At 52.6% G+C, this 25,468-nt stretch carries 21 protein-coding genes; 9 read left to right on the forward strand and 12 right to left on the reverse strand.

Annotation, left to right across the window (positions count from 1 at the left end; genetic code table 11):
- Positions 1-224: 224 nt before the first annotated feature.
- The gene (locus FUA23_RS15310) at positions 225-5,567 is read right to left on the reverse strand and encodes a choice-of-anchor I family protein (protein WP_147931633.1); all 5,343 of its coding nucleotides are present in this window, start codon (positions 5,565-5,567) and stop codon (positions 225-227) included.
- A gap of 396 nt (positions 5,568-5,963) precedes the next feature.
- The gene (locus FUA23_RS15315; protein WP_147931634.1) at positions 5,964-6,794 is read right to left on the reverse strand and encodes an alpha/beta hydrolase; all 831 of its coding nucleotides are present in this window, start codon (positions 6,792-6,794) and stop codon (positions 5,964-5,966) included.
- A gap of 179 nt (positions 6,795-6,973) precedes the next feature.
- On the opposite strand from FUA23_RS15315, the gene FUA23_RS15320 reads away from it, so the two are divergent.
- Together FUA23_RS15320 and FUA23_RS15325 are read left to right on the forward strand one after the other, a co-directional pair.
- A complete protein-coding gene (locus FUA23_RS15320; RefSeq protein WP_147931635.1) occupies positions 6,974-7,675 on the forward strand; it encodes an alpha/beta hydrolase-fold protein in 702 nt (233 codons plus the stop codon).
- A 129-nt stretch (positions 7,676-7,804) separates the two neighbouring features.
- Positions 7,805-8,413: a DinB family protein gene (locus tag FUA23_RS15325; RefSeq protein ID WP_147931636.1), complete on the forward strand. Its 609-nt coding sequence runs from the start codon at positions 7,805-7,807 to the stop codon at positions 8,411-8,413.
- Here FUA23_RS15325 and FUA23_RS15330 read toward each other — a convergent pair.
- Positions 8,410-9,180, reverse strand: coding sequence for an SAM hydrolase/SAM-dependent halogenase family protein (locus FUA23_RS15330; RefSeq protein WP_187271082.1), 771 nt, complete (start codon positions 9,178-9,180; stop codon positions 8,410-8,412). The two genes, FUA23_RS15325 and FUA23_RS15330, sit on opposite strands and share 4 nt — an antisense overlap.
- 282 nt (positions 9,181-9,462) lie before the next feature.
- Between FUA23_RS15330 and FUA23_RS15335 the strand changes: the two genes are divergently transcribed.
- Entirely contained in the window at positions 9,463-10,098 is a 636-nt protein-coding gene (locus tag FUA23_RS15335; protein WP_147931638.1) for a porin family protein, read from the forward strand.
- A 195-nt stretch (positions 10,099-10,293) separates the two neighbouring features.
- Here the strand turns inward: FUA23_RS15335 and FUA23_RS15340 are convergent, their stop codons facing one another.
- From FUA23_RS15340 to FUA23_RS15355, 4 genes are all read right to left on the reverse strand, one after another.
- The gene (locus FUA23_RS15340) at positions 10,294-10,980 is read right to left on the reverse strand and encodes a coiled-coil domain-containing protein (protein ID WP_147931639.1); all 687 of its coding nucleotides are present in this window, start codon (positions 10,978-10,980) and stop codon (positions 10,294-10,296) included.
- Between the two features lie 173 nt (positions 10,981-11,153).
- Entirely contained in the window at positions 11,154-12,527 is a 1,374-nt protein-coding gene (locus tag FUA23_RS15345) for a hypothetical protein (protein WP_147931640.1), read from the reverse strand.
- Positions 12,528-12,529: 2 nt separating this feature from the next.
- Positions 12,530-13,126 carry an RNA polymerase sigma factor gene (locus tag FUA23_RS15350; RefSeq protein ID WP_187271083.1) on the reverse strand — a complete coding sequence of 199 codons (597 nt, stop codon included), beginning with the start codon at positions 13,124-13,126 and terminating at the stop codon, positions 12,530-12,532.
- A gap of 203 nt (positions 13,127-13,329) precedes the next feature.
- Positions 13,330-13,788, reverse strand: a complete 459-nt coding sequence (locus FUA23_RS15355; protein WP_147931642.1) for an SRPBCC family protein — start codon at positions 13,786-13,788, stop codon at positions 13,330-13,332.
- Between the two features lie 295 nt (positions 13,789-14,083).
- On the opposite strand from FUA23_RS15355, the gene FUA23_RS15360 reads away from it, so the two are divergent.
- From FUA23_RS15360 to FUA23_RS15370, 3 genes are all read left to right on the forward strand, one after another.
- Positions 14,084-14,983, forward strand: coding sequence for a hypothetical protein (locus FUA23_RS15360; protein ID WP_147931643.1), 900 nt, complete (start codon positions 14,084-14,086; stop codon positions 14,981-14,983).
- Between the two features lie 271 nt (positions 14,984-15,254).
- On the forward strand, positions 15,255-15,623 hold the full coding sequence (locus FUA23_RS15365) for a TraR/DksA family transcriptional regulator (RefSeq protein WP_147931644.1): 369 nt from the start codon (positions 15,255-15,257) through the stop codon (positions 15,621-15,623).
- Positions 15,624-15,720: 97 nt separating this feature from the next.
- Entirely contained in the window at positions 15,721-16,362 is a 642-nt protein-coding gene (locus FUA23_RS15370) for a lipoprotein signal peptidase (protein ID WP_147931645.1), read from the forward strand.
- Positions 16,363-16,399: 37 nt separating this feature from the next.
- On the opposite strand, the gene FUA23_RS15375 is transcribed toward FUA23_RS15370, so the two are convergent.
- Together FUA23_RS15375 and FUA23_RS15380 are read right to left on the reverse strand one after the other, a co-directional pair.
- Entirely contained in the window at positions 16,400-16,741 is a 342-nt protein-coding gene (locus FUA23_RS15375) for an ArsR/SmtB family transcription factor (RefSeq protein WP_147931646.1), read from the reverse strand.
- Positions 16,742-16,975: 234 nt separating this feature from the next.
- Entirely contained in the window at positions 16,976-17,314 is a 339-nt protein-coding gene (locus FUA23_RS15380) for an ArsR/SmtB family transcription factor (RefSeq protein ID WP_147931647.1), read from the reverse strand.
- Positions 17,315-17,909: 595 nt separating this feature from the next.
- Here FUA23_RS15380 and FUA23_RS15385 point away from each other — a divergent pair.
- The 3 genes from FUA23_RS15385 to FUA23_RS15395 all read left to right on the forward strand — a co-directional run bounded on the left by FUA23_RS15385 (position 17,910) and on the right by FUA23_RS15395 (position 22,177).
- Positions 17,910-18,809 carry a hypothetical protein gene (locus tag FUA23_RS15385; RefSeq protein WP_147931648.1) on the forward strand — a complete coding sequence of 300 codons (900 nt, stop codon included), beginning with the start codon at positions 17,910-17,912 and terminating at the stop codon, positions 18,807-18,809.
- 6 nt (positions 18,810-18,815) lie between these two features.
- Entirely contained in the window at positions 18,816-19,064 is a 249-nt protein-coding gene (gene secG / locus FUA23_RS15390; RefSeq protein WP_147931649.1) for a preprotein translocase subunit SecG, read from the forward strand.
- 257 nt (positions 19,065-19,321) lie between these two features.
- Positions 19,322-22,177 (forward strand): ATP-dependent Clp protease ATP-binding subunit, encoded by a 2,856-nt coding sequence (locus FUA23_RS15395; RefSeq protein WP_147931650.1) that lies wholly within the window; start codon positions 19,322-19,324, stop codon positions 22,175-22,177.
- Between the two features lie 28 nt (positions 22,178-22,205).
- On the opposite strand, the gene gldD is transcribed toward FUA23_RS15395, so the two are convergent.
- The 3 genes from gldD to FUA23_RS15410 form a co-directional block, all read right to left on the reverse strand.
- Positions 22,206-22,799, reverse strand: a complete 594-nt coding sequence (gene gldD / locus FUA23_RS15400; protein WP_147931651.1) for a gliding motility lipoprotein GldD — start codon at positions 22,797-22,799, stop codon at positions 22,206-22,208.
- A gap of 166 nt (positions 22,800-22,965) precedes the next feature.
- Positions 22,966-23,385: a hypothetical protein gene (locus tag FUA23_RS15405; RefSeq protein ID WP_147931652.1), complete on the reverse strand. Its 420-nt coding sequence runs from the start codon at positions 23,383-23,385 to the stop codon at positions 22,966-22,968.
- A 377-nt stretch (positions 23,386-23,762) separates the two neighbouring features.
- Complete coding sequence (locus tag FUA23_RS15410; protein ID WP_147931653.1) at positions 23,763-24,332, reverse strand: UbiX family flavin prenyltransferase; 570 nt, start codon at positions 24,330-24,332, stop codon at positions 23,763-23,765.
- Between the last annotated feature and the right edge of the window lie 1,136 nt (positions 24,333-25,468).

The following is a 25,468-nucleotide window of genomic DNA, read 5'->3' on the forward strand; positions in this document are numbered from 1 at the left end:
TCCGATAAAGCGGACTGCAGAATATTCGTACTGCCTGCAGTACTGTGCAAAGCAGCACAAAACGAAGTGATAAACCGGAAGTCAGAAAAGTCCGCCAGCGGGATTCAGGCAAAGATAAAGTCTCCGGATTGGAACATTGACAAAGAAAAAGGAGAGTCGGCGCAAGCCGACTCCCCCAGGAAAATATTTGAGTAGTTTGAATCTCAAAAATCTAAAAATAAGCATTAATTTTTTACTATTCGCAATGCACCAACCCGTTCACCGATGCGGAAGCGGAGGAAGTACATACCCGCAGGTAAACCAGTAGTAGAAACCTCCAGTGTCCGTGTACCGGTTGGTTGATATCCATCAACAAGCGTACGTAACTTACGACCATTGACGTCTACAAGCGAAACACTGATATCGCCAGCAACCGGTAGATCATAACTCAGGTTGAAGTTTGTGCTGAATGGGTTCGGTGCCTGACTGACCTCGTAAACTGCAAGGTCAAGCACGTCGGTGCTGACGGGGAAGCGGTGCATGATGCGCCCTTCTCCACCTTCGGGGTAATCCTGTGCAGTAATGACTCCGTTGAGCCCGTCTTCCGCAATCAGGTAGTCGTAAAGGGCCTGTTGGTAACTCGGGCCAATATTGGTGAAGCTTACCGCGGCGAATTCATCGTAACCGTCTCCGCCTCCGGCCGAGAAGCTGTTGGTAACAACGTAAACGCTCGGGGCTCCTTCCACTACTTCGTAATCCTGAACCAGGTAAGTACCGTTGTCGAGCCTTACTTCAAAAACCCGACTTTCATCAGCAACACCCATCGTGTCATATTTCACCTCAAAGCCACCAATCTGGCTGAAGCGACCGTCTACGTTCTCAATGTTGCTAAAGCTGTTTTCCAGCGCAGATTTCAACTCTGCCGGTGTCAGTGGTTCCAGAACTGAAACGAAATTGCTGAACGGAAGGATATCGAAAGTTTTCCCTTCGCTAATGTCACTGTTGGCAGGGATGAGCTCATCGTTACGAATTCCTCCTCCGTTCTGCATGGCTACTACTGGGATTCCTGCATCGAAACCGAACTCCTCGCGGCGCTGATCAAACATGTAGAGGTAAGCATCCGCAATCAGGTTGCCCTCGTTGGTTTCCCTGGTCCGTACGCTGCTGCGGAGCCCGTCAAGTTCTACTTCTGTACGGGCAATGATGTTGGCGTTCAACTCTGCGTTGTACGCCATAATGCTGTCTTCTGTCATTGCAATGGTTGCATCGCGCGGAGCGTCTCCCAGAACTGCAATAACATCGGAGGATTCGTCGATCATGCTTACCCGACCCATATCATCGAACTGAACAACCAGGTTACCTACGTACCGGTATTCACCGGGAGTAGTTACGATGTAAACAGTATCCATATTGGCGTCGACGGTCTTAATCGGGTACTCGTCGTATACGGTAAGGCCTCCAAGTGCATTTGCAGGGTCGTTGGTCAGTAGTTCGTCTCCACCACCGGCAATGATTACATCAACGTCGGTCAGTTCGCTGGCAAGCATCAGCTCTTCATTGATGCTTTGAAGGTGAGAAATCAGAATGATTTTGTTGATGCCTTCAGCGAGGAGCAGGTCGATTTCCTGCTGGGCAATGCCCATCAGGTTACTGTCTACTTCGACACCACGGGGCGTGGATACGGTGGGCAGGCTCGGAGTGGTAAGCCCTACCAGGCCAATACGCTCACCGTCACGCTCTACGATGGTACGGGTAGCGATGCGGCCGGTATTAACGAGGTCCTGAAGGCCAGACTCTCCGGTAAAGTCGAGGTTAGCGGAAAGGAAAGTCGCCATAGAAGGAGCTGTTTCCGAAATCACGCGTTGTAGCATATCCGGGCCAAAGTCAAAGTCGTGATTACCGATCACGAGAGCGTCGTAGCCGATAGCGTTCAGGACCTCAGAATCGTAAAGCAGACTGCCTTCCGGACGTGCGAGGCTGGCGTTGAAGGCCGGCCCGGGAAGGTAGTTGTCTCCCGAAGACAGAGTGATTGTTGGCACATCATCCATGCGAAGGTCTTCGACTACGGATACAAAACGTGCGGCACCGCCAAACGCCGTTCCGTCGGTAAGGGTGTCTGCAATGATTTTTGATTCACCATCATTGTTGTGCAGGATGCGTAGTGAGAATGGTTCAGTAGCAAAGCGGTTTACTCCAAACAGAGAGATTGTCCCGCTGATTTCGTTCGATGTCACCACCAGATCCATGCCGTCGGGGCTTTGGTCTGCGGGAATGTAGATCACATCTTCCAGACCGAGGTCTCCGGCAGCAGGGTTGCTGGAGTCGTCGTCCATTTGTACGTCGACGCTGAAGTCGCGGTGGTTGGCGTAGCTGACAAACCTCGGCGCGCGCGGATCGGTAATGTCGTAAACCATGAGGCCGCCGATGCGCTCGAGACCAATCAAAGCGTATGTTTTGTCTCCTTTAGTGACTACCTCTACGGCTTCGGGCTCGGGGCCTTTGTCGTCCGAACGATTGTCAAAGCTGTCGTTTTCATCGTTGGTGCTGTTGAAGTCGGCAGGAAGGACGTCTCCCAGAATTCGCTCGAATTCATTGCCACTGTCAAAAACAAGATTGCCGTAGCGATCCCAGATTGAGAACGAACGGGCGCCATAGCTGTATATCTGATCGATGTCACCGTCGCCGTCGAGGTCGCCGGTTGCCGTGGTGGTCTGGAGGCGTCCCAGGTTCTCATCGGCCTGAAGCGCAGCTGCGTCAGGGTAGGCCACGGGGTCCAGGTTAAGGTCTCCTACGCGGGATTCTTCGCTAAAGCCATCGTAATCACGGGAGTCGCCCTCGTTGGCCGAAACGATGTAAGTGGCACCATCTACAGCATAGCTGGCAATGGCATCTGGCATGTACATGCCCAGGGTTGGGTGGTTCACGATGTTGATCGCATCGTCGCGGTTGCTGGCGTCGAAGCCGTTGTCGTCGCAGAAGTTGATAATGCCCAGGGTGCTGTTGTCCGAAACGCCCGCACCGGCAAGACCGAAGTCGTTATCGTTCAGTACTGCAATAGCGCCACCGGGGAGCACGGCGATACCTTCCGGCTTGTCGCTGGGCAGGTAGCCAATACTCGGCAGGTTGAGTACTTTCGTCTTGTGGAGGGGTTGTACACCGGCAGCAACAAGTTCGTCGGCTGTCATCTCTTCAAGGGCGCGGCCGCTGGTGCCGTCCTCGGTTGAAATGGGCAAAGAGAGTATGTTGGTCGCGCCCGTAAGCGTGATCTCGAATACGTACTTCTTGCCTTCGTTCTGGCCGGGTACACTGCTGTCGCGTTCCAGTGCCATAAATTTGCCGTTACCTGCGTAAACGACGTCACCGATCTTGTCGACACGGCCAATGTCGTAGGCGCGGTTTGCGTTGTTTTCCAAAAGGTAAACGTACTCGGCTGCCGGTACACCTTCCTGAGTTACGGCAAGTACCCTGATCACGTTGCTGGCGTTGCGTACACTGCCGCTGTTAGGGTTCTCGATCGGGCTCTGGATGAAGGCGTAAAGCAGGCCGTCGTCGGTGTTCAGGGCCATACCTTCGAAGCCACGGTTTGCGCGGCGCTTGGCGTAAACGGCAGGCAGGGTCTCGCTGCCGTAGGTGCCAACGGGCTGAGGCGTCAGGCCCAGCACGCTCGTTCCCTGAGGAACGAAACGATTGATCAGAACACCGTCAGGAGAGAAAGCGTAGATAGCCGGACGGTATTCGTCACACATCCAAAAGTTACCCGCATCATCGCGAACAATGCTCTCGAAGTCTCCGCCGAATTCATCGAATTCAAGTGCGTCGTAGGTGTTCCCGGCGTTATCGACAAAATCATTCGTCAACACGTCTGCGGTAACTACGATGTTGTCCAGTTGCCAAACCTTGCCGTCTCCGGAACCAGTACCTGTGCTGATGTACTGGAAGGCGAGGTAGATCACCTGTCCTTCAAAATCGCTCAGGTCTACGTCACCGCTCTGGGTATCTTCGAAGTTCCCGGCGCTAAGGGTCGCATCGGCAGTAATGTCTGTCCAGGTCGCAGCGTTGGGGTCGGCAGTGGCAGGGTTGTAATCCGAGGAAACCAGGACCTTGATGTCAGGACCACCAAAATTAGCCGTCGACTCGAAATTGAGCGTCGTTGACGTTGCACGGACCAGGTCGATCGCGGGGCTGATCAACCAGTCATCACTGGCCGCATCGGCTCCAAAACCATTCATCTCCGCGTAGTTGTCGGAGCCGCTAAAATTATTGATGATCCAGAAGCTGGTGCTGGACAAGTCAACTGCGGTAAAGGGAAGAAGACTTCCGTTCTCGAAATCAGCGTTGAGAAGCTCAGTCGGGGTGCTCATGGCGTCCGCAGGAACAACGGGAGTCTCATCTACGCCGGGAATATTGCCCCGCCCACTGATCGGGGTAACTCCATCCTGACGGGTAAGCATGATTTGCTCGTCGAGAGTAATGGCTCCACTGGTAGTGTTGAGCGTAAACCGGGCAATGCGTCCCTGGTAGTTCGGAAGCTTGAAGGGCCGCAGGTTGGTTGGGTTACCGCCAACAACATTGCTGCTGCTAACGGGAGCATCGTTGGGGCCACGGTCAGGAACCGCGTAGAAAACATACTCGCTTTCAGTGCTGGCCGCGGCGTCGAAGTACATCCCCGAAAAGCCACCCAGTTTCACCGGTGGCTGCCCGCCACCGTAAGTTGGCGTGCCCAGCTCGGGCATGTCAATCAGTTCGTTGATCACGTACTCTGTAAGCTTAGGTTGTCCCGTAGCGTGGTTCTTATACCCAAGGCCCTGAATGTCGACAATGGTTCCGGAGTTGATGTTGATCAACGCAAAAGCGTTGTTCTCCTGAAGCGCAACGTAAGCGATGCTGTCGTCCGCTACGGTTACGTATTCCGGTTCCAGGTCCTGCCCCACAGATGCGCCGGGGCCGAAAAACCGGATGCCTTTATTGATCAGTTCCTGACGGCGGTTGTCGTAGGCCGTAAAGTCTACCGTTGTTACCGTTGGGTTGGCGGTGCCGCCCGCAAGGTCGATGATAGACACGCTCCCGAGTGGGTCCGTCATGTAGTCATCGCTCGGCTCCCCTTCGTTGGCTGTGATCAGTTTTGTGCCGCCCTGAGCGAAGGTGATCATGTCGGGCAGAACACCCACGCTTACCGTGGAGATGACCGTACCGCTGGCGTCGAACAGGACAACGGTGCCGGCGCCGTCCACATCCTCAGCCTGAACCGCTGCTGCGATCAAGCCTTCATGTACGGCTACACTGTTTACGCCACCACCGTAGACGCTCATGTCCAGGTCCATCACTTTAGTGGGGTTGGCTGGGTTTGCGATGGAAAGTATCGTGACACTGTTTGCGTCAGCGTTGGTGAAAAATAATTGCTGGCTGGCTGCATCATAAGCAACAATTTCTGCAGCAGCTCCGTCAAAAACTCCGGTGGCGAAAGAGCTCAAATGGCTCAGGGTAAATTCATCTGAACCTGCAGGTAGCGGCGTTTCTTCGCAAGCAATCTGAGCTTGTAACGGAATGGATAATAAGATGCAAAGCATCCCCAGGTAAAGTGCTCTCATGGTATGGACTTAATGGTGTGAAACTATTAGGGGCCAAAAGAAAACATTGCCTGGAGAAGAGGAGTCTTATGCGTGTTTATTAATGCGATAATAAATAGTTACGCAAATGTTTGCTGTGTTAAGTAATTGTTTTCTATTTGCGGATAATTGTGTAAGGTAAAGGTGTACAGTCACTTACGTGTAGAAGTGAACTGGTGGAGGTAATGTTAACTGTATGTTTTTTAATCCATTCACTGCACCTGCGTCAGCGCCCATAGTCGCTCGCGGGTAATGGATGTTAACTGTCGCTTCAGTACCGGGCCGCAGCCGGGCTGTCTCAGTAAGTCCTCCTTTTTTCGCTTTTGTGTAGCGTAAAGTCTCCGCTGCAATTTTGCCGGAGTCCGCGCCAGGAGACCATTAGGCCCACCTGAGAAAATCCATAACGACCTTGCCCCAGGTCTCGGGTTCATGCCGTCCGCCCTCTACTTCCACGTAGGTGAAGTCTTCCTCTTCTTTCTGTCCTTTCTCTTTCAGGATCTGGAGGAGCTGCAGGGTGTCGTCGATGGCGTCGATGATGCCGTTATTGTTGCGGTCCGAATCTTCGTCTTCGGTGCCGGCCATAAACCAGAACCGTACTTTAGGTGCCTTTTTTGCACGTCGTACATAGTTGTGTACAATAAGGTCGGCGTCGGGCTGGTCCTGCCGGAAAGCTTTGGACCTCCACCATAATGAACCGCTGAACACGCCCGCAACGCCGAATTCGCCGGGGTTACGCCAGGCTACATCGAAGGCATTCAACCCGCCAAGGCTGAAACCTGCAATGGCCCTGCGGGCGGGCAATTGGTATACGTTGTAGAATTTTTCGATCCACGGGATCAGTTCTTCGGTCAAAAAGAGTTCGTAGGCACCGGCCTGGTCTCCGCGTCCCTGGTAATCAGGGCGCCCGGTGGTACCGTATTCGCGCAGCCGGTCGCCGGCATGGACCCCGATCACAACGGTAGGGGAGAGGGTCCGCTCCTTAAAGGCGGTCTGGAGTTGCTCTTTCATGTTCATCCGCTCCAAGTCCTGTCCGTCGTTAAAAACGGCAAGGTTCAATAGCCGCCAGGGGGGCAGCGCGGGCCGGTACACATCCACCATCACATCCCGGCCAAGGTGCTCACTTGGCATCAGGTAAGAGCGCACGAGCAGTTTTTGCTTGCGCGATGCAATGCTGCCGAGCAGCTGACGGACGTAACGGAAAATGTACATGGTCCTCAAAGGTAAGCGCAATACCGCTATTACAAGGCGGCGCAAACGCAGGTGCAGAAAAAAGTTTTCGAAGCACTGGCTCTAAAGGCCTGAAAAATTGAGTTATTCCGTTACCTTTCTTCCTTTAATCCGGCATATTGCCCGTCCACCCGTTCTCTGCCGTTAAACAAAACCTACCTATGCACGAGTCTTTGATAAATTTTTACAGCCACCACCTCGGTCACGACGTTAAAATTCACGTCACTGGTACCCGGGGGTACCCCCTGGTCATTTTCCCGACAACCCTTGGCAATTACACCGAAGCCAAAGACCGCGGCATGATCGAAAGTATTCGTTGGTTCGTTGAGCGTGGCTTTATTCAGGTCTTTTGCCCCGATAGTATTAACCACAGCAGTTGGTACGGAGACATTCACCCCAAACACCGCGTAGAGCGCCACATTCAGTATGATCGCTTCCTGGCCGAAGAGTGGATCCCTCAAATCCGACACAACGGCGGAACAGGACGCATCGCCTGCGCCGGTATCAGTTTTGGTGGCTTTAGTGCCAGCAACTTCGCCTTCCGTCATCCCGAAATGGTGAGCCACCTGTTCAACCTAAGCGGAGCCTTCGACATCAAATCGTTCATGCATGGCTATTACGACGACAATGTCTACTTCAACAACCCGGTCGACTTTATGCCAAACGCCAATAACCCCGACCTGTGGAATATGAAGATTGTTCTCGGTACTTCGAATTGGGACATCTGCCTCGACGGTAACCTCAAATTCAGCGAAATTCTCCGCCGTAAAAACATCGCGCACTGGCTTGATGTACGCGGAGACGTAGAACATGACTGGCCACTCTGGCTCGAAATGCTGCCGCATTACGTAAGCATGATTTAAACACCAGGGTGCAGAATTCAATTCACACATTTGGTTATCCCCAATAATGTGATTTTTTTCTGCACTCTGCACTCTGCACTCTGCACTCTGCACTCTGCACTCTGCACTCTGCACTCTGCACTCCTCCCAATGAATACCGTCCTGTTATCCTCCTACCGTAAGCAATTTGCCTACTACCGCCACCTCGGCGAAGGCGCGATGCAACAGCTTACCGACGAAGAATTATTCAAGGATGATGAAGCGGAATCCAACTCGATAGCTGTCATCGTGAAGCACCTCTCAGGCAACATGAAAAGCCGTTGGACGGATTTTCTGACCACCGACGGCGAAAAGCCCTGGCGGAATCGCGATGATGAGTTTAGCGCTGACTTTCCCGATCGGGCTGCGCTGGACTTAGCCTGGGCCCAGGGCTGGGCTGTACTTGAAGGAGCAATCAACGACCTGCGGCCGGAGCAGCTGGCCGACATCGTCTACATCCGCAACGAAGGTCATACGGTCGCCGAAGCCCTGAACCGGCAGTTGGCGCACTATAGCTACCACATTGGGCAGATTGTACTTTTGGGCAAACAAATGAAAGGGAATGAGTGGAAGCCTCTGTCCATCCCGAAAGGCCAGTCCGTTGCTTACAACGAGGGCAAATTTGCGGAAGATAAGGGTGTCCGAAACTTTATTGACGGACTGATGAAGGAGTCTCCGAACCAAAGTTCTAACGCTCCGACGAACCCAAATTCCAACTAGTAAAACTCCACCTGTACCATATCCTCGACCCGGATACCAAGTAACGTGGATGCTTTACCCAGATTAACGGCAACTTCGAGCAAACCATCTGAATTGAAGCGGCAAAGCGGCTCGCCCTCAGGTACGTCATGGTACCGGAAACTGAGCCCGTCAATGGGCTCCATGCGTTTAATCAGGAGCTTGAAACCCCGTCCCCGGCCCACTTCCTCAAAACGTTCACGGGTAATATTGGTGGTTACGTTGTCGAACCGGTCAATAAAGACCACCGCTCCGCGGATGTAGTTTGGCCCTATTACCGGTTGGAAGGCCAGGCGCTCGGTGAACCGCGTAGCGGGCAGGCCTATCTCCAGAAATGGCTTGTTGCGGGCAACGTGGGCTACGGCTCTGGCGTAGATGGTGGATAGGGCGTCGGTCTTCTTGTAACCATCGAGCACGAAGGTCTCCGTAGGCATCCGGGAGAAAATGAGACTGAAAATGCCGTTGTCTGGCCCGATGAAGTACTGCCGCTCGTGCCTGATGGCCAGAAACCGCCCCCGTGGCTGGTAATAATCGTTGACGCTGATGAGGTGGATCGTCCCCTCCGGATAATGGCGCCACACCCGATTGAAGATGAAAGCCGCGCGTACAATGTCATAAGTAGGTACGTCGTGACTCACGTCAATGATCTGAAGATCACGGTGAGCAGCAAAGAGATGAGCTTTCAGGCGCGGCAAATGAAAATCTTCGCGGCCAAAGTCAGTAGTGAGGGTAAGGAGTGGAGTGGGCAAGAGATGAGCTTTTGTAGAAGGGCAAAGATAGCAGATGGAGGTGGATGGAAACCCACTACTCCTCGGGATCCGGTTTGCAGAACGCATAAAAAGAAAAAACAGAGCACTCTGTCAGAAAAGAAAAACGATTTCCCCGCTCAAAGAAAGGTAACGAACAGGCGGGCCAAAACATTAAGGAGCAAATAACAAGGGCCTTAACTCAATTTAACAGCCCAAACGCAATTCACCCCCCAACTTTGCCGCTACTTAACCATACTGGCTAATCCCACAACCCTTTTTGATATGACACGCTCCTTCTTTTCTGTTCTTGCTGTTCTGTTTTTTTTCTCCGCCACAGCTTCTGCTCAGGTCGAATTCGGTCTGAAGGCCGGCCTGGGTACCGAAGCCCTGCAGGAGGAACGCTTTGACCTGTCTCGCACCGGTCGCGAAGACCTTGCACTTGCGCTTAGCGATGCTTCTTATGGTTTCCAATTCGGTGCATTTTTGCGCGTCCCTCTCTCCGATCGGTTTGGGGTGCAAACCGAGGTGACGCTCAATACCGCTAGCAACGAGTTTCGCTTCGACGACCCCAACCAGAACGGAACCCAGATTTTCCGCGAACGGTACACCGGTGTACAGGTTCCGGTATTAGCCAGCTGGAAGCTGGCTTTTCTCAGCCTGAACGTCGGCCCCGTAGGTCACTTTAAAGTAGAAAGCGCCAGCGACCTGATGGACTCCGATGGTCGCGAACGTGCCTTCGATTCCTTTAACCTTGGCTACGCGGTCGGTGGGGCCATCGACATTGGCCCACTGACTTTCGATCTGCGCTACGATGGCAACTTCGCCCGCTACGGCGAAGACTTCTCCATTGCCGGCGAAGACTTCCGGGTAGACCAGGCTGCAAAGCGTTGGGTCGGATCGGTTGGCTACCGATTCTAACGAAAGAACTAACGGCCCAAAGAACCCGTACCGCAGCAATTTGCTGCGGGGGTAAATGAAAAAGCATTCAGTATTCAACGTTCCGTCTCTGAATTACAGACGAAACTGTGAACACTGAATGCTTTTCTTTTGGGCAGCCAGAAATCAGGACTGGAAGCCGGAGGAGTAGTTCTCTGACCAGTCGGACCTCAGAATCTAGAAGTCTTTCAACTTACGCTTGGTAGCTTCGATTCTTTCGATCTGAGCCTCGATTTCGACGCCTTTATTGTCCTGGTCGACAAGGTTCTTCTCGATGCTGTCCTTGGCTTCCTGAATCTTACGCTCGGCGTCGGCAATGTCTTTTTCATAGTTGTCCTTGTCTTTGCGCAAGCGGTCAAGTTCTTTTTCAAGATCCTTAAGCTCTTTTTCCTGGTCTTCGATTTCGAGTTCAATTTGCGCGCGGCTAACGGCAAGAGCAAAGCGCATGAGCATCTTTTCTGCCTCAACATAGCGTGAGCTGCCAAGCTCCGGGCTCACGTATCCGTCGGTTGTAGCAATCCACGCCATTACTTCAGAGCCACTGCCGGAAGCGCGGATGCTGCTGTACATGTCTACGTTACCCCCCGTGCTCACACCCGGGATGGAGAAGTTCAGGGACTGCAGTTCGTCCTTGGTTTTCTTCACTTTTTTCGTTTTTACGTCGTAGTTTTCTTTTAGCCAGTCGGTCCAGAGTTTACTCACCAGCTTGTCGTCAGCGGTCGGGAGTTCAAGGATCAGGGCATCATTGTTGCCACGGCTCATGGCCATGCGCTGGCTGCTCACCTGTGCGGTAAGTACTTCGTTTCCGGCAAAGACAAGCAGGACCAGAAAAGATAGGGAGAAAAGCAAATCTTTCAGTTTCATAACAGGTTGGTTTAGATCTGAATAATGTATTGGTTTGTAAGTAAATACGCTATTTAGACGCATCAGAAGTAATACGTCACTAAATCAGTATTGGTTTGTGGATACGGCTTCGCGTAAGCACAATGTTCGGCCGGTCAGAGTAAAGGCTGTTTGAACAGTGCGTTAGGTTAAGCTCAAAATACAACCTTAAAGTAAACCCTGACGGGTTCTTTGCCCTGGGTAATTTCCCACACTGAAGTCTTTACGATCGTTTCGCCGATGTAGTCCATCGTTGCGCGGTCCGGTTTTCCGCGAAACTCGAAATCGGTCAGGGTACCATCGGTATTCACCGTAAAGCTGAATTTCACTTTGCCCTCCGGTACGTCGTCGGGCCGCCCTTCTTCGATGCGCTGGCGGAGACTTCTGTAGCCCTCCAGCGGAGCGGCGTAGCCGGTTTTTTTGTCGAGGATGATCAGCGAGCGGGCGCCATCCTGAATAAGTCCGGGCCGGTTGTCGGCTTGCCAGTCTTTGCGGTCGAGACTGATCTGGAGGCTTTCAGGACGGCCGTTCAGGTTTACCGTCTCTTCTTCGTAATCGGGATGACTGATTGCCAGCAACGAGGCTGTGGCGTCGAAGGGAAGGCGGAAGTAGCCATTGCTGTCGGTTCGTTCGCCGAGCGGCAAGCCCGGGAAACGGACAAGAGCCCCGGGTACAGGATAACCATTCTCATTGGTGATGTGGCCGGAAGTGCTGAGTTCCAGGCTGGGAGCATTCCCTCCGGAAGAAGCACTTACGACATCCTGACTTGTGGGCAAAACAACCGGCTGACTGGCGGCAACGGACGGTTCGGGCAGGGTTGCCGGCGCGGTCGTAACGGTCGGTGCGGCAGGGGGAGCATCCGCGGAAAACGTCATTTCTTCCACAATCTCTGCATCATCGGCTTGTTCCATCTTGCGGGTGGTAGCGACGCGTTCTTTAGGGGCGACCTTGCGGCGGGCAGACTGCTCACGTTCTGCTTCAATCCGTGCCCGTGCTTCCGCCTGTGCGTCGGCTTGGGTAGGCACGCCTTCATTTGGGCGCGAACGCGGGTTCCGGGCAGGGGATGAAGGAGCAGGGGGCGCCAACTCCGGCTCCGGCGCTGCGGCCGGAGGAACTTGTTCTTTTGTAGCTGGTACGGTTGGTTTGGCTGCGGAGGGGATTTCTTTTGGTGCTTCCATCGCCATCTCTTCGGTTCCGCTATCCAAAAGTCGGGGAAGGAACCAAAGCGCAGACACAACGAAAAGAACGATGACCGAAGCCGCCGCCGCAAGGCGGGCGTAGTTTTTGCGAAGCGGTTTGATCCTTGCTCCTCCGGCTTTTCTTTGCACCTGCGACCGCGCCCTTGCTATCATTTTCTCTACGTGTTCCCCGTGATCTGCCTCCGGATGCGCCTGCAGGCCAGTCAGCGCCTGGGCCAGAGACTCGTCCGTCAGGGCACGCCGCTCCAGCTCAGCCTCCTCGGGGGCTGTGATCGTGCCACTGATGTAGCGGCGCAGCAGGTTATCGGTAGAGTGGTTATGTGGTGACACGATTATTCGGTTGAGTTGGCCCGCCCTTCCAGACAGATTTTCAGGTTACGACGACCATTCTGTAAATGAGAACGTACCCGGCCGACGGATAGATTCATTGTTTCGGCAATGCTTTGATAGCTCTCTCCGTCGGTTAAGTAAAACAGCTGAACGCAACGGCGTTGTTCTTCCTTCAACTGCTTAATACAATGGTAAAGAGGGCGGGTGTCCTCCTCCTGATGGTTTGGTTCATCCTTTAGATGCAGCAACCGGTCGGATTGCATAAACGCTCCGTCCGCTTGTTGCAAAGGGTCTCGTTTTTCGCGGCGGAGTTGCATAAGGCAGTGATTGCGAACGGTGGTTTGCAGCCAGGAGCGGAAGTTACTGATGTCGTGCTTAGGCAATTTGTCGATCAGGACAGCCCAGATTTCCATCCCTGCATCTTCGGCACGCTGGGGGCTGCCGAGATAGCGGAGGCACAGGGCGTAAATGAGCTCCGCGTGGCGTTCGTAAAGCGGCAACAACTCTTCTGCTTTGCCGCTGCGCTGAAAGCGGGCAAGAAGGTCTGCATCGGAGACGTCCTTTTTTTTATCGGGCTTGTTGCGGAGGAGGCGTAGCATCTGGCGGTAAGATACTAAGGCAGATCGGTAATGCAGAGGGTCAGAGCAACGGTATGTATCGAGCTGTATACGGATTCTCCTTCTCCCGGGAGAGGAAGAGGTGATAGCGGTAAACCCGTGACAGTCGTGCATTTGTTGGTGCATACTGCCAGCTCCGGCCGGGGCAGCGGGTGGCTCCTGAAAAAGAAACTACCCGCCAGAAATCAGAAGAGTTGTTTGATCGCATTTTCCCGCGCCTCGAAAATACCTTCTACCTGCCTGCGCACGAAGAGCCAGTCGGCAATAGTGCCCAGCGGCCCCAGCGGGGCCTGGTAGTGCAGGATGTCGGTCATTTCGGTGCGTCCGTCGCCGAGGTCCTTAAACCAGTGCTGGTGGTGCCAGAGCGCGAACGGTCCGACCCTTTGGTCATCGATGAAATGACTGTGCTCGACTATCTGGGTGATTTCGGTAAGCCAGTCGAAGCCGATGCCGGCGAACGGGCTGATGCGATACTGAATTACCATGCCTTCGTACATCTCTACGCCTGCCACCGGAGATTTTATATCGAAGTTGACTTCGGGGGGCGTCAGTTTATTCAGGTTCTCCGGCCGGCTGAAGAAAGCCCAGGTCTCTGCGAGGGGAAGGGGAACAATGGTGGTTTTCTCTAGTCGACGGGGAGTCATCTCAGCGTTACTTTTTTAGTGGGCATCCGTTCAAAGGGTATCCGAAACGGTGGAGCCCCGGGAATGGCGGCTCCTGACCGGAACCCTCAGTCTGGAACGGGGCGTAAATGAAGTGGAAACAAGACTTCGAAAAAGAGGTTGTTTAAATCAAACGATAAGTAGACGATTTAGACGGCTATGCCGTTTAATAATTGAAATCTACCGTTTTCTCACTTTGTTGCACGTTTCTTATCTTTGTGAGAACGATTTAGTATTCCACTCCGAGAAACTAATGCTGCGTTTGGGCAGCAAAACTATGAAACGACGTCATTTCCGAAATCTTCAATGGTGCCTTGCTGTTGCTCTGACTCTTTTTTCAGGGGGGATTTCTGTTATGGCACAGGCCGGAGGAGATGCCATTATTTCTGGATCTGCTGACCTGGACGATGACTATCTTTATTTCGATCTCGCTTGTAATGCGGGACCCTTCAGCGGGTATTTTGAACCGGAACGCTGGGACCGGCCCGAAGACAATGCGTACGAGATGTCGTCGGCCATCGAAGGAAAGGACAGGGCGGGGCGTACCATAGAGATGACCGGTATCGTGTTTTCGGCACCCCGGTCAGTACCCGAGACCTGGTCTATAGAAGTACCGGCGTCAGGCTATTTGTCTTTCCGGATTCGTCCGCAGCCTCAGGAAGACAGTTCGCCGGATTTTATTCAGATAAACGGAGAGAACACCAATTATCAGGTGCGTTCCGACGGGTTGTATTACAGCCCCTTCCTGCAGAAGGGCGACCGGTTTTCGCTGCGGATTCCGGCGGGAGATGAGTTGTTTCATTGGAGCGAGTTGGTGTTTCATACCAACTTTTCTGCTGTGATTGTGCGCCCCGAAGCCTCTACGGTAGCTTTGCGCTACGTCCCCATCGAGACTGGGAAAATCCAAAGGGTATTCTTTCCGGCAGACGAGCCGGGAACATGGCCTCTTTTCGATCAGGACGGAGACCGTACTACTACAATTGATCAGGTAGAGTTGCGGTCGTCTACTGATGTTTTTGACGTGGAATACGTTGATAATGAGGTGGTTAAAGACGGAGAGTACGTGCTTCAGCGGACTTTTACCATCAGAGAGAAATGCCGAAGAGCCAATCGTATGCAATTGCGAAGAGACTGGTCAAGGCTTCCCCTTATCGTAACGACGGAGTGTCAGAAATGAGACTAATCTATAGTACTGGCTGTTGCCAAATTATATTTTGAAGCCGTATTGATTGGTGGGGCATTCTATCCTTGGATGTGAAAAAATCATTCAGAAATACTATAACAAGGAAGATAGGTTTGTTATATTTGCCGGGCATTTATAGTCAGGTCTCTTAACTCTAATGATATCTGACCTGATTGTAGCATGTCTCTCAGAACCATTTTTTTACAATTGAAGGGATTGCTTTTTACTTGTCTAATAGCCTTCCAAGAAGCACAATCTACATATCATGCATACTACTGAACAAACGCGCTACAGCGATGCTGAACTTGCTGAGTTTCGTGCCATCATCGAAGCCAAACTTGCGACTGCGCGCGAACAGCTTGATTTTTACCTTCAGCGTCTTGCGGAGCAGACCAACAGCGAAGATGGTAAAGTACGTGGCCTGGACGACGGAACTTCCTCGATGACTAACGAGGATACCCACAATCTGGCTAACCGGCAGCGTAAGTTGGTGCAGCACCTCGAGAATGCACTACTTCGCATCGAAAACAAAGTTTACGGCATCTGCCGCGTAACGGGAAAATTGATATCCAAAGAACGCCTCCGGATTGTACCCCACACGACCCTGAGCATTCACGCAAAACAAAACAGGTAATAAAGTATTACCTTATAAAATCTACAAGTCGATTATACAATTATCCGGCCTTTCCACTTGTGTGGAAGGGCCGTTTTAGATTTATACCTTTGCTGTCATGAACCGAAAGCTACTCGTTGGTCTAACATTGTTTGTTGTGCTCTTGCTGGACCAGGCGCTGAAAATATGGGTGAAAACCCATCTGGCTTACGGCGAAGAGATTCAGTTGTTCGGCTGCGACGGAGCGCTTATTCACTTTGTTGAGAACAATGGAATGGCCTTTGGCATTACGCTTGGTCCGGATTACGGAAAGCTGCTACTGACGCTTTTCCGAATTGCGGCGGTAGGGCTCCTGTTTGTATACCTCATCCGGCTGATCCGGGAAAAGGCGGAAAGAAAGCTCCTGCTGGGCTTTTCGCTTATCCTGGCGGGAGCTTTGGGGAACATCATTGACAGTGTCTTTTACGGCTATATCTTTTCAGAATCCTCCTTTCACGGAGGGGTAGCCCGGCTGTTCCCCGAAGAAGGAGGCTACGCTCCTTTGCTCTACGGCAGGGTGGTGGATATGTTTTACTTTCCGCTGTTTTACGGAACCTACCCTGAGTGGATGCCACTGCTGGGAGGGCGTGCCTATCTTTTCTTCCGGCCGGTATTCAACCTGGCCGACGTTGCTATCTCAGCGGGAGTAGTAGTCTTGCTCTACTTTTACTTTACCCGCGTTCTTCGCCCTAAAAAAAATGTGGCTAATGAAGAAGAATAACGTTGTTGCGGGTAGAAAAGGGAAAAGATGGCCTCGATTAAGAGGCTTTAACGGACGGAAGCTCGTCAGCAATTGCCGCCTGGTAAGTCTTGATGGCCGCCACGGTATTGTGTAACCGGTCGTAGTTGAGCTTGTAGTGAATGAATTTTCCTTCACGCTCCGTTGCCACCAGTCCCGTCTGACGTAAAATCCGAAGGTGCTGAGAAGTTATGGATTGCTCTAAGTTGAGAGAACTGTAGATCTTATTAACATTGATCAGCTTGTTCTGATCGATGAATTCAAGGATGCGCATACGCAAAGGGTGGGCTAAAGCCCGAAGGATTTCCGAGGAAACATCCAGATCGCGCTGCTTGATCTGGGGGGGATTTGAAAGCTCCATCTCTATTACTTGTTCAAAATACAGTGTTGGCGGACGATGGTGCTAGTGTGTGAGTTAAGATTAATGAAAATGGGATGCGAAAGCCCGGCCAACGGTTAAAATAGAATAACAAGCAACGGGACAATGCTTCGTCACTCTGGGACAAAGATCGTATAAATATTTGATTAATACAAGTGTTTTGGCTGTAAGCGGTGCTTTTTTGGAGGAAAGCGGTTGGTTTGTGGGCGGGAGCGGTTAGTTTGAGAGCGTAGTGACCAGGTCCGCAATTTGTGAAAGGCGGTTCTTCTCCAGGCTGTAATAAATGAACTTACCCTCACGATGGGGCTGTACGATGCCGGCTTTACGCAAAATAGCCAGGTGCTGAGACGCTACGGATTGTTCGATGCGGAGTTTGATGTAAATCTGAGTTACGGTCATCCGTTCTTCCTTCTCGAGTAGGTTGACGATGCTGCGCCTCAACTCATGGTTGATGGCACGAAGTACCAACACGGCACTGCGCAAACTGTCGTAACTGATGTTGATCTCTTCATCTCCCTGGTGAAGGACGATGCGCTCTTTTTTATGTTTAGCCATGATCATAAGGTCTTTTTACAAGGAAAGTTCCGCAAGCATAATCAAGCCGAACACAGACAAAAATAAATAATATATCCGGAACGGGGCCAAACCGTTGGGAAGAGACATAAAAAAAGCCTTCGACTTTTAAGGTCAAAGGCTACATAACAAACACTATGAACAACACAAAATTCTTTACGCTTACAAACAACTTTGTCATAAAAGCGTACTGTAAAGATAAGTAACTCGTGCTTTTAATGCAAGGACATTTTTACACAGATTGCAATTATTTCGACGGGTTTATGCGTTTTTCTACGGCAGGTAGCCGTTTTTCCGCCTTTTTGAACCCTGGTTGCTCCAGATTACAATGATTCTGAGAATCAAAGGTTCACGAACTGGGGGAGACGGCTTTTTCCGTAGGCATGGGTCGGGCTTTGTTCCTCGGTCGTCCGGTGTGATCGGCGTCTTGCTGTGGATGTCTTAGAGCTTAAGATGCCGGAAATTGTCTCTCCGACGACGGGAATAATCCGCCGGTGGGGACAAGAAATGCATTTCAATTTGAGCCCGTTTGCATTCCCGAAAGTATATCCCGACCTTTGGCGGCAGACCACGGAGAATGAACGCTAAAGATTTTCAGCTTTACCTTGAGCAACCACAGCTATTGTATGCGCTGCCTTTGGCAGAACTGCAGGGCCTGGCTATGGAGTATCCTTATTCCTCCAACCTTCGTTTATTGTTGTTACTCAAGACTCATCTGGAGGGGCATCCGGAGGAGCAGGACTATCTCAACCGCTGTGCCGCTGCCTCCTTTGATCGTGCGTTTATCTACGACCTCCTGCAGGATGCCCGCTTATTTGCCTGGCAGGAAGAAGCCAGAGAAGAGACTGAGGTGCTGGAACTCCGTACCCTCGACGAGATCGCCCTCGAGGATGCTGCGCTGCTGGCGGGCATCGATGAGGACGAAGAGCTGCCAGCCCCGGCAGCACTGAGCTATCAGAGTATCTTCCCGGAGCCCGACGTATTGTTTGAAGAAGAGCCGGAGCCGGAACCAAAACCGGATCTGCCGGTAACAGAACCGGCGGAGGTGACACCTCCTCCTTTTTCAATGCCGGCTCAGTGGGTTGACGCGGCTGCAGACTTCATCAGTGTCCTGCCGGTGTGGCCTGTGGATCCGCTGACGGAGCCCTCCGCGCCAGAAGAGTTTGCCCCCGAACCGGTTTCCAGTTTCTCCGAAGGGAAACGCCCCGATCACGGACACTCGTTCAAAGACCGTTTGCGTCGCATCCGCCGCAGGCAAAGCGAAAAACTGGCCGACGAGCAGGAAGAGGTACGTAAAATTGCCCGCCGTAGCCTGGTTGCTCAGGAAGACGTAGCCAGCGAAACCCTTGCCCGGTTGCTTGTCCAGCAGGGCCAGTACCAGCACGCAATAAAAATGTACCGTCGCCTGGAGTTGCTTTATCCGGATAAAAAGACGATCTTTGCGGGCCTCATAAAAGATTTGCAGGAAAAATTATAATCCCCAATGGTTAACCTTCTTACCATCCTGACCGGCCTCGTTTGCCTTCTCCTCATGCTGGTTGTTCTGATCCAAAACCCAAAGGGTGGCGGTATCGACTCTACTTTCGGCGGCTCACAGGCCAACCAAATGCTCGGTGCTTCGCGCTCTACAGACATGATCGAAAAGATCACCTGGGGCCTCGCCGCAGCGCTTTTCGCACTTTGCGTGCTCACGGCCCTGGCCGTAGCTGGTTCCGGAACTCCCGGGCTCTAAAACTAGTCTGACCTTTTCCAAAGGCTAAATGAAAGGCCGAAGCTCATACCAGAGCTTCGGCCTTTCGGCGTTGGTGTTTTCTGGCGGGGCCGCAGGTGCACAGTTCGGTTCAACCGGGCTCTGCACCTGCGGCCCCGCCTGGATAACCCGCTGGGAAGAGTGTTTCCGTCGTTAAGAATCAAGCGGCGGTCGTAAAAAACGAACCTCCGGGCGACTCCCTTACTCCTTTCCCTTCCCGACCCTTATCTTGCGTCCCTATGACGTACGAAAACTTTACCACCAAAGCCCAGGAGGCCATCATTCAGGCCCAAAAGATTGCTAAGGAAATGGACCAGCAACAAGTGGATACTCCCCACCTGCTGGCCGGGATCATGACTGTTGATGAATCCGTCGCCGATTTTATTTTTAAGAAGGTAGGCCTCAACGTCGATGCTGTTCGCCGGGAGATCAAAGAAGCTCTCGTCGATTATCCGAAAGTGAAAGGGGCCACCAAACAGTACCTCACTAACGACGCCAACCGTGCCCTGAGCCGCTCCAAAAAGATGCTCAAGGACTTTGGCGATCAGTATATTTCGATTGAACTGATGCTGCTCGGTATCATTCAGGGCGCCAGCGATAAAGGTGCACGGATTATGAAAGAGCTTGGGGCTACCAATGATGGTATCCGCAGCGCCATCGAAGAATTACGCAAAGGGAAAACTGTTTCTGATCCGGGAGACGATAATACCTATAACCTCCTCGAAAAATATACGATTAACCTCAATCAGCGAGCCGAAGACGGTAAGCTTGACCCCATTGTGGGCCGCGACGAAGAGATTCGTCGCCTTCTTCAAATTCTGAGTCGGCGTAAGAAAAACAACCCTCTCCTGATTGGTGAGCCCGGTGTTGGTAAAACCGCCATCGTGGAAGGAATCGCCTGGAGAATCGTTAAAGGAGACGTACCGGAAAGCCTCCTGGAAAAACGCATTTTTGTGCTCGATATCGCCGGCATGCTGGCTGGTGCAAAGTATAAAGGCGATTTCGAAGAACGCCTGAAGGGTATCATCAAAGAGGTTTCCAACAGCAACGGCCGTTACGTCCTGTTCGTCGACGAAATCCACACCCTGATTGGCGCCGGCGGTGGCAACGGTGCCATGGATGCAGCCAATATCCTCAAGCCCGCCCTCGCCCGCGGAGACCTCCGTACCATCGGAGCAACCACGCTGGATGAATACCAGAAGTACTTCGAGAAAGACAAAGCACTCGTTCGCCGGTTCCAGACCGTCCGCATCGAAGAGCCAAGTGTAGAGGACACCGTTTCCATCCTGCGCGGCCTGCAGGAGCGGTATGAAGTTTACCACAAAATTGAAATCCTCGACGAAGCACTCGTCGCCGCAGCAGAGCTGAGTAACCGCTACATCGCCGATCGTTTCCTGCCGGACAAAGCCATCGACCTGATCGACGAGTCGGCCGCCCGGCTCCGCCTGGAGCTCGACAGCGTCCCCGAAGAAATAGACGAGGCCGACCGCAGGGTACGACAGTTGGAAATCGAACGCGAAGCCATCAAGCGGGAGAACTCCGCCCCGAAACTGAAAATCATCGAAGAGCAAATCGCCAATGCGCGCGAATCGCGCGACTCGCTGCGCGCACGCTGGACGATGGAAAAGGATCTGGTGGACAACAGCCAGGGCCTCAAAAAACAAATGGAAGAACTGGAACACCTAGCCGACCAGGCCGAGCGTGCCAGCGACTTCGAGACCGTTGCCAAAATCCGCTACGGACAGCTCGCCGACCTCCAAAAGCAGATCGACGAAGCCGAAAAAGAACTGGAAGAACTCCCCGACGAAAAACGCTTCACTAACGAAGAGGTAACCGCCAACGACATCGCCGAGGTGGTGGCCCGCTGGACCGGAATCCCCGTTACCCGCATGCTTCAGAGTGAGCGCGACAAGCTGCTCAAGCTGGAAGAAGAACTGCACAAGCGGCTTATCGGGCAAGACGAAGCCGTCCGCGCCGTCTCCGACGCCGTCCGCCGCTCCCGCGCCGGCCTGCAGGACGAGAATCGCCCCATCGGATCGTTCATTTTCCTCGGTCCCACGGGTGTCGGTAAAACGGAACTCGCCAAAGCCCTCGCTGAAGTGCTCTTCAATGATGAAAACGCGATCACCCGCATCGATATGTCGGAATACCAGGAACGCCATACAGTGAGCCGCCTGGTGGGCGCACCTCCCGGATACGTAGGTTACGACGAAGGTGGTCAGCTGACCGAAGCCGTCCGCCAGCGCCCGTACTCCATCGTTCTGCTCGACGAGATCGAGAAGGCACACCCCGATACCTTCAATATCCTCCTTCAGGTACTCGACGACGGGCGCCTGACCGATAACCGTGGCCGGGTGGCAAGTTTCAAAAACACGCTCATCATCATGACGTCCAACATGGGCGCAGACAAAATCCTGGAAAACTTCGAGGACCTCGCCAGTGTAGGACCCGAGCACCGCGATGACATCATCAGTACGACTAAAGAGGAAGTCTTTGACTTCCTGAAGGATGAACTTCGCCCTGAATTCCTTAACCGGATCGACGAGCGGATCATGTTCCTCCCGCTGAATCTCAGCGAAATCAAGCAAATTGCCCGTCTGCTGTTACGTAAGACCGAAAAAATGCTCGCCCGTCAGGGGATGATGCTGAAAATCAGCGACCGTGCACTCGACTGGCTGGCCGAGCGGGGGTATGACCCTCAGTTCGGCGCGCGGCCAATGAAGCGTGTCCTCCAGGCCGATCTGGCCGACGAGCTGTCTAAAGACCTGATCTCCGGCAAGTTCGTTGCGGGTGATACGATCTACACCGACTTGGGAGACGACGAACTGACCTTCAGCAAAAAGCCCTTTCCGCCCAAGGCCAAAGCCGCCGAAGTAGACGAAGAGGCCGCCGCTGAAGCCAAGGCCGTGCTCGAGGAAAAAGCAAAAGCCGCCGCTAAAGAGGAGGCCGAAGTTAAGCCCAAGCGCAAGCGCAGCCGTTCCAAGGCAAAACCCAAAACGAAAACCGTTGCGGAAGCCGAAGATGATGTTGCAGAGCTGAAAAAGGCTACGCAGGATTTGTTGGACGCCACCGAAAAAGCCAAAGGAGAGGAATAACAGAAACCGTAGCAAAAAACGACCTGGCTTATTTCCACTCAAAGCTTTCCACTAACCGGAAAATATCTTCCTTGGCGTACGCTACGACGGGGGCGATAGAGTCCGGATTGACCTTTGCGTCAAAGTAAAGCGCGCCGCGTAGGAAATGGCTCGTCGAATCCGTAAGGTAGAACTGGAAAGGACTGGCCGCAGGGCCGGATACGTCGAAAGCGATACCGTGAACGTCAACTTCAGACCGGCTGATAACAACTTCCTCGATGTTGCTGGCGCGCTCAATGTGCTTGCTGGTAAGTTTGAAGGCCTGGTCGCGGTACGCCTCAAAGTCGGAATACGTACTGATGGGGTAGTAAGAAAAGTGAATGCTGCCGTTGAGTGCCTCGTCGAGCCGAACGTCAAACCAACATTCGTGCGGAGGGGTGTCCTCAAAATAGGTTTCTTCCTTATTGATCGTTGCCGAAACCGGCTTGTCGAAACTGAACGGACAATAATCCGCAGTAAAGTTTTCGTACTCCTGAACGGGATACATCACCCGTGGGTAAGAACGGGGCTTGGGAATGGGGATTTCGTCGGAGCCGCAGGAAAATAAAATTAAAGCTGAAACGAGTAGTAAGCAGTAACGCACGGAAGAATTTTAACTATTAGCGTTTGTCACGCTGCATTTAGTGCGCAGAAGAGCATAGTAAATGCCAAATCGTACGGGGTACAAACCAAATTTTCGTGATCGCCCCCGGTTGTGAGAGGTGTGTACACGATAAATCGGTTTGTACCCATGGTACGCGGTCAAAATCTTACTTCCACGCGCTGCACGTAATTCCGGATTTTTTAACGAGCAAAACCTGCTTACGAACCTCTTTGCCTTTCGTGACGGAGAGTACGTAGCGGCCAGGCTTCAACTCATCCATATTCAGGTTGTAGCTGTAGCCATTGTGGTTACGTACCTGGTCGGTAAAAACCTCGCGGTTCGTTTGAAGGCTGGTAATGGAGATGGTGGTTTTGCTTTGCTCCAGATTGGCGATGAGGAGTTCCATGCCTCCTTCCACCAGTTTGCTGCGTACGATGAGTGGCTCATCGATGACCGGAATAGTTTTGGCCGTTGCGCTGTTTTCGGTGAGCGCCGGCACTATTTGCGGGGCAGCACTCAGGGGCGCGGCCGCAGGTGCAATGGAGAGGATGAAAAGAGCAAAAAGGGGATAAATCAGGTTTTTCATTATGAATGGTTTTATGGTTAAATACTTAATCGAGCCGTTTTTATTTCCGAAACTGACCGTAAACTTCCTGTTTGTTGCATACACCTGCCGAAGCTGCGAAGCAACTTTAACGGGAGAGTAGCCGTGAAAAAAGAATGTTTAAAGGTCTAATCGAAATTTAAGCTGGGCCGTTTTCAGGCTTTGTTTAATAGACGGCGAAGGTGGGGCAGGGGTTGCAAATTTTTAGCTTTTTAAGACGAATGGGGTCTTTTGTTCGGCAGTTCGGTTGCCACAAGGCAGGCAAATGGCCGAAGAGCTATTTATTCTGTGTGCCAAGTACGTTTGTATCTGGAGTCAGTTCCTGCTCAGGTGGGGAGCGGAGTGTCCATAGAGCCGGCTTATTCTCCCCAGCGGTAGCTGTCGAGTTCAAAACCGGCAAGGTCAAGCACCCGGTCCACCACCGTCCCCGCAATCTCCTCCTTGCTCTCCGCTCCAGAATAAAAGCTCGGGATGGCGGGGCAAATAATGCCTCCCGCTTCGGTGATCGTTGTCATATTACGCAGGTGGATGAGGCTGAGCGGTGTCTCACGCGGAACGACGATCAGTCGCCGCCGTTCTTTCAGGACAACGTCGGCGGCCCGGGTGATCAGGTCTTCGCTTACGCCGGTAGCCATGCGGGCCAGCAAGCCCATGCTGCAGGGGCAAACAATCATAGTGCCGTATTTCGCGGAGCCGGAGGCGAAGGGGGCGTGGAAGTTCCGCTTTTCGTAATAGTCGAAATCAGGATAGGCTGCGGCATCGAAGGGCTCCCCCAACTCCAGTTCCCAGTTGTACTTTCCGTTGTCGGTCAGCACTACACCCACGGCTTCCCACTGATCGGACAAACCGGCCAGGCGGTCGAGTAGTAGTTTGGCGTAGAGGCTGCCGGAGGAGCCGCCGATGGCAATGACGAGTTTGTACTTCTGCATGGTGGTTTGAACGGTGTTCCGCAGCAATGGTTGCTACAACGGGCGAGACTTTTTAGCGGAGTCGCACGCTCGGGTAAAGAGGTCTCGGCTATTGGCGTATTTCTTGAAAGAAGAAATAAGAGGTTACTGACGCCCACACAAGCAAGTTGATCAGGTAGGGCCATTCAGCTGCACTGTGCTTTTGCGTAGCTCTTTGAAAGGAGTGTCCCATTTTCCGACGAGTACGGCGTATAGGCGAAAGCCTGGCCAGAGGAACAATCTCCATTGGATTCCACGATCAGCCGGTGGCACAGCCTTGATTTTTTGGTTCGTTTTTTATCAAGAAAAAATGAACGGGCAAAACGGGTAGAAGCGCAGTCCTCAAGCACCGGAGGAGGGAGGCATTCCGATAGAACCCCTACGCGCCAGTTACGAGATCAGAGGTCCCTCATCCTGCTATTCACCGGAGGTGAAGGCGGCCGGGCAAAGCTTTACTTCAATGCTCCAACTTTCGTAATTTAAAGCAAAGCACAGAGCTCCGACACTCCGCCTTCGGCCTTGGCACCGGCAGTGGAATCCGGTTTTTGAAGCCGTAAAAAATGGAAACTGTCTGAGCGTTCCCGAAGCCCCAGGATCAGCACCACAGATTTCGACGGACTGACAAGCCAGGAAACAACCCGACCAACGCCGACGCGAGTTTTTCCATTTTAGGCTTCAGAAACTGGATTCCACGATCAGCCGGTGGCACAGCCTTGATTTTTTTGGTTCGTTTTTTTATCAAGAAAAAAATGAACGGGAAAAACGAGAGGGAACGTAGTCCTCGGGCACCGGTAGATAAGTTCTACTCCGATTGAGCCCGCGCTACATCCCGTCTAATCTTGCCTGCCGGCGGCCTTCTTTGTCAGGGCAAAGAAGCAAACCCCTCAGGCTGTGTCCCCGGCTGATCACTAATACGGTCACTGCTGGCCTAAAAAGCAAAAACTCGCCTCAAACTGATCCTTCGAAGTCTGGAACTGTCGGGAGTCGAAGCCCTTCGGAAATGCAGCAACTCTGTGTTGGCTCATACAACTTGCTTTTCTTAACGGCCACCAGCAACCGCATTAGTGGCCGGGGCCAAGGCCGAAGTAGCTGCGCAATGAAAATAGTCGAAGGCATCG

It is taken from the genome of Neolewinella aurantiaca, assembly GCF_008014675.1.
GTDB classification, from domain to species: domain Bacteria; phylum Bacteroidota; class Bacteroidia; order Chitinophagales; family Saprospiraceae; genus Neolewinella; species Neolewinella aurantiaca.

Coding starts and splice junctions, on each gene's coding strand:
- FUA23_RS15385 (WP_147931648.1), top strand. CDS start 17,910: ATGAACGCTAAAGATTTTCAGCTTTACCTTGAGCAACCACAGCTATTG.
- FUA23_RS15355 (WP_147931642.1), bottom strand. CDS start 13,788: ATGACTCCCCGTCGACTAGAGAAAACCACCATTGTTCCCCTTCCCCTC.
- secG (WP_147931649.1), top strand. CDS start 18,816: ATGGTTAACCTTCTTACCATCCTGACCGGCCTCGTTTGCCTTCTCCTC.
- FUA23_RS15370 (WP_147931645.1), top strand. CDS start 15,721: ATGAACCGAAAGCTACTCGTTGGTCTAACATTGTTTGTTGTGCTCTTG.
- FUA23_RS15350 (WP_187271083.1), bottom strand. CDS start 13,126: ATGCTACGCCTCCTCCGCAACAAGCCCGATAAAAAAAAGGACGTCTCC.
- FUA23_RS15375 (WP_147931646.1), bottom strand. CDS start 16,741: ATGGAGCTTTCAAATCCCCCCCAGATCAAGCAGCGCGATCTGGATGTT.
- FUA23_RS15380 (WP_147931647.1), bottom strand. CDS start 17,314: ATGGCTAAACATAAAAAAGAGCGCATCGTCCTTCACCAGGGAGATGAA.
- FUA23_RS15340 (WP_147931639.1), bottom strand. CDS start 10,980: ATGAAACTGAAAGATTTGCTTTTCTCCCTATCTTTTCTGGTCCTGCTT.
- FUA23_RS15310 (WP_147931633.1), bottom strand. CDS start 5,567: ATGAGAGCACTTTACCTGGGGATGCTTTGCATCTTATTATCCATTCCG.
- FUA23_RS15315 (WP_147931634.1), bottom strand. CDS start 6,794: ATGTACATTTTCCGTTACGTCCGTCAGCTGCTCGGCAGCATTGCATCG.
- FUA23_RS15365 (WP_147931644.1), top strand. CDS start 15,255: ATGCATACTACTGAACAAACGCGCTACAGCGATGCTGAACTTGCTGAG.
- FUA23_RS15320 (WP_147931635.1), top strand. CDS start 6,974: ATGCACGAGTCTTTGATAAATTTTTACAGCCACCACCTCGGTCACGAC.
- FUA23_RS15325 (WP_147931636.1), top strand. CDS start 7,805: ATGAATACCGTCCTGTTATCCTCCTACCGTAAGCAATTTGCCTACTAC.
- FUA23_RS15335 (WP_147931638.1), top strand. CDS start 9,463: ATGACACGCTCCTTCTTTTCTGTTCTTGCTGTTCTGTTTTTTTTCTCC.
- FUA23_RS15405 (WP_147931652.1), bottom strand. CDS start 23,385: ATGAAAAACCTGATTTATCCCCTTTTTGCTCTTTTCATCCTCTCCATT.
- FUA23_RS15410 (WP_147931653.1), bottom strand. CDS start 24,332: ATGCAGAAGTACAAACTCGTCATTGCCATCGGCGGCTCCTCCGGCAGC.
- FUA23_RS15360 (WP_147931643.1), top strand. CDS start 14,084: ATGAAACGACGTCATTTCCGAAATCTTCAATGGTGCCTTGCTGTTGCT.
- FUA23_RS15395 (WP_147931650.1), top strand. CDS start 19,322: ATGACGTACGAAAACTTTACCACCAAAGCCCAGGAGGCCATCATTCAG.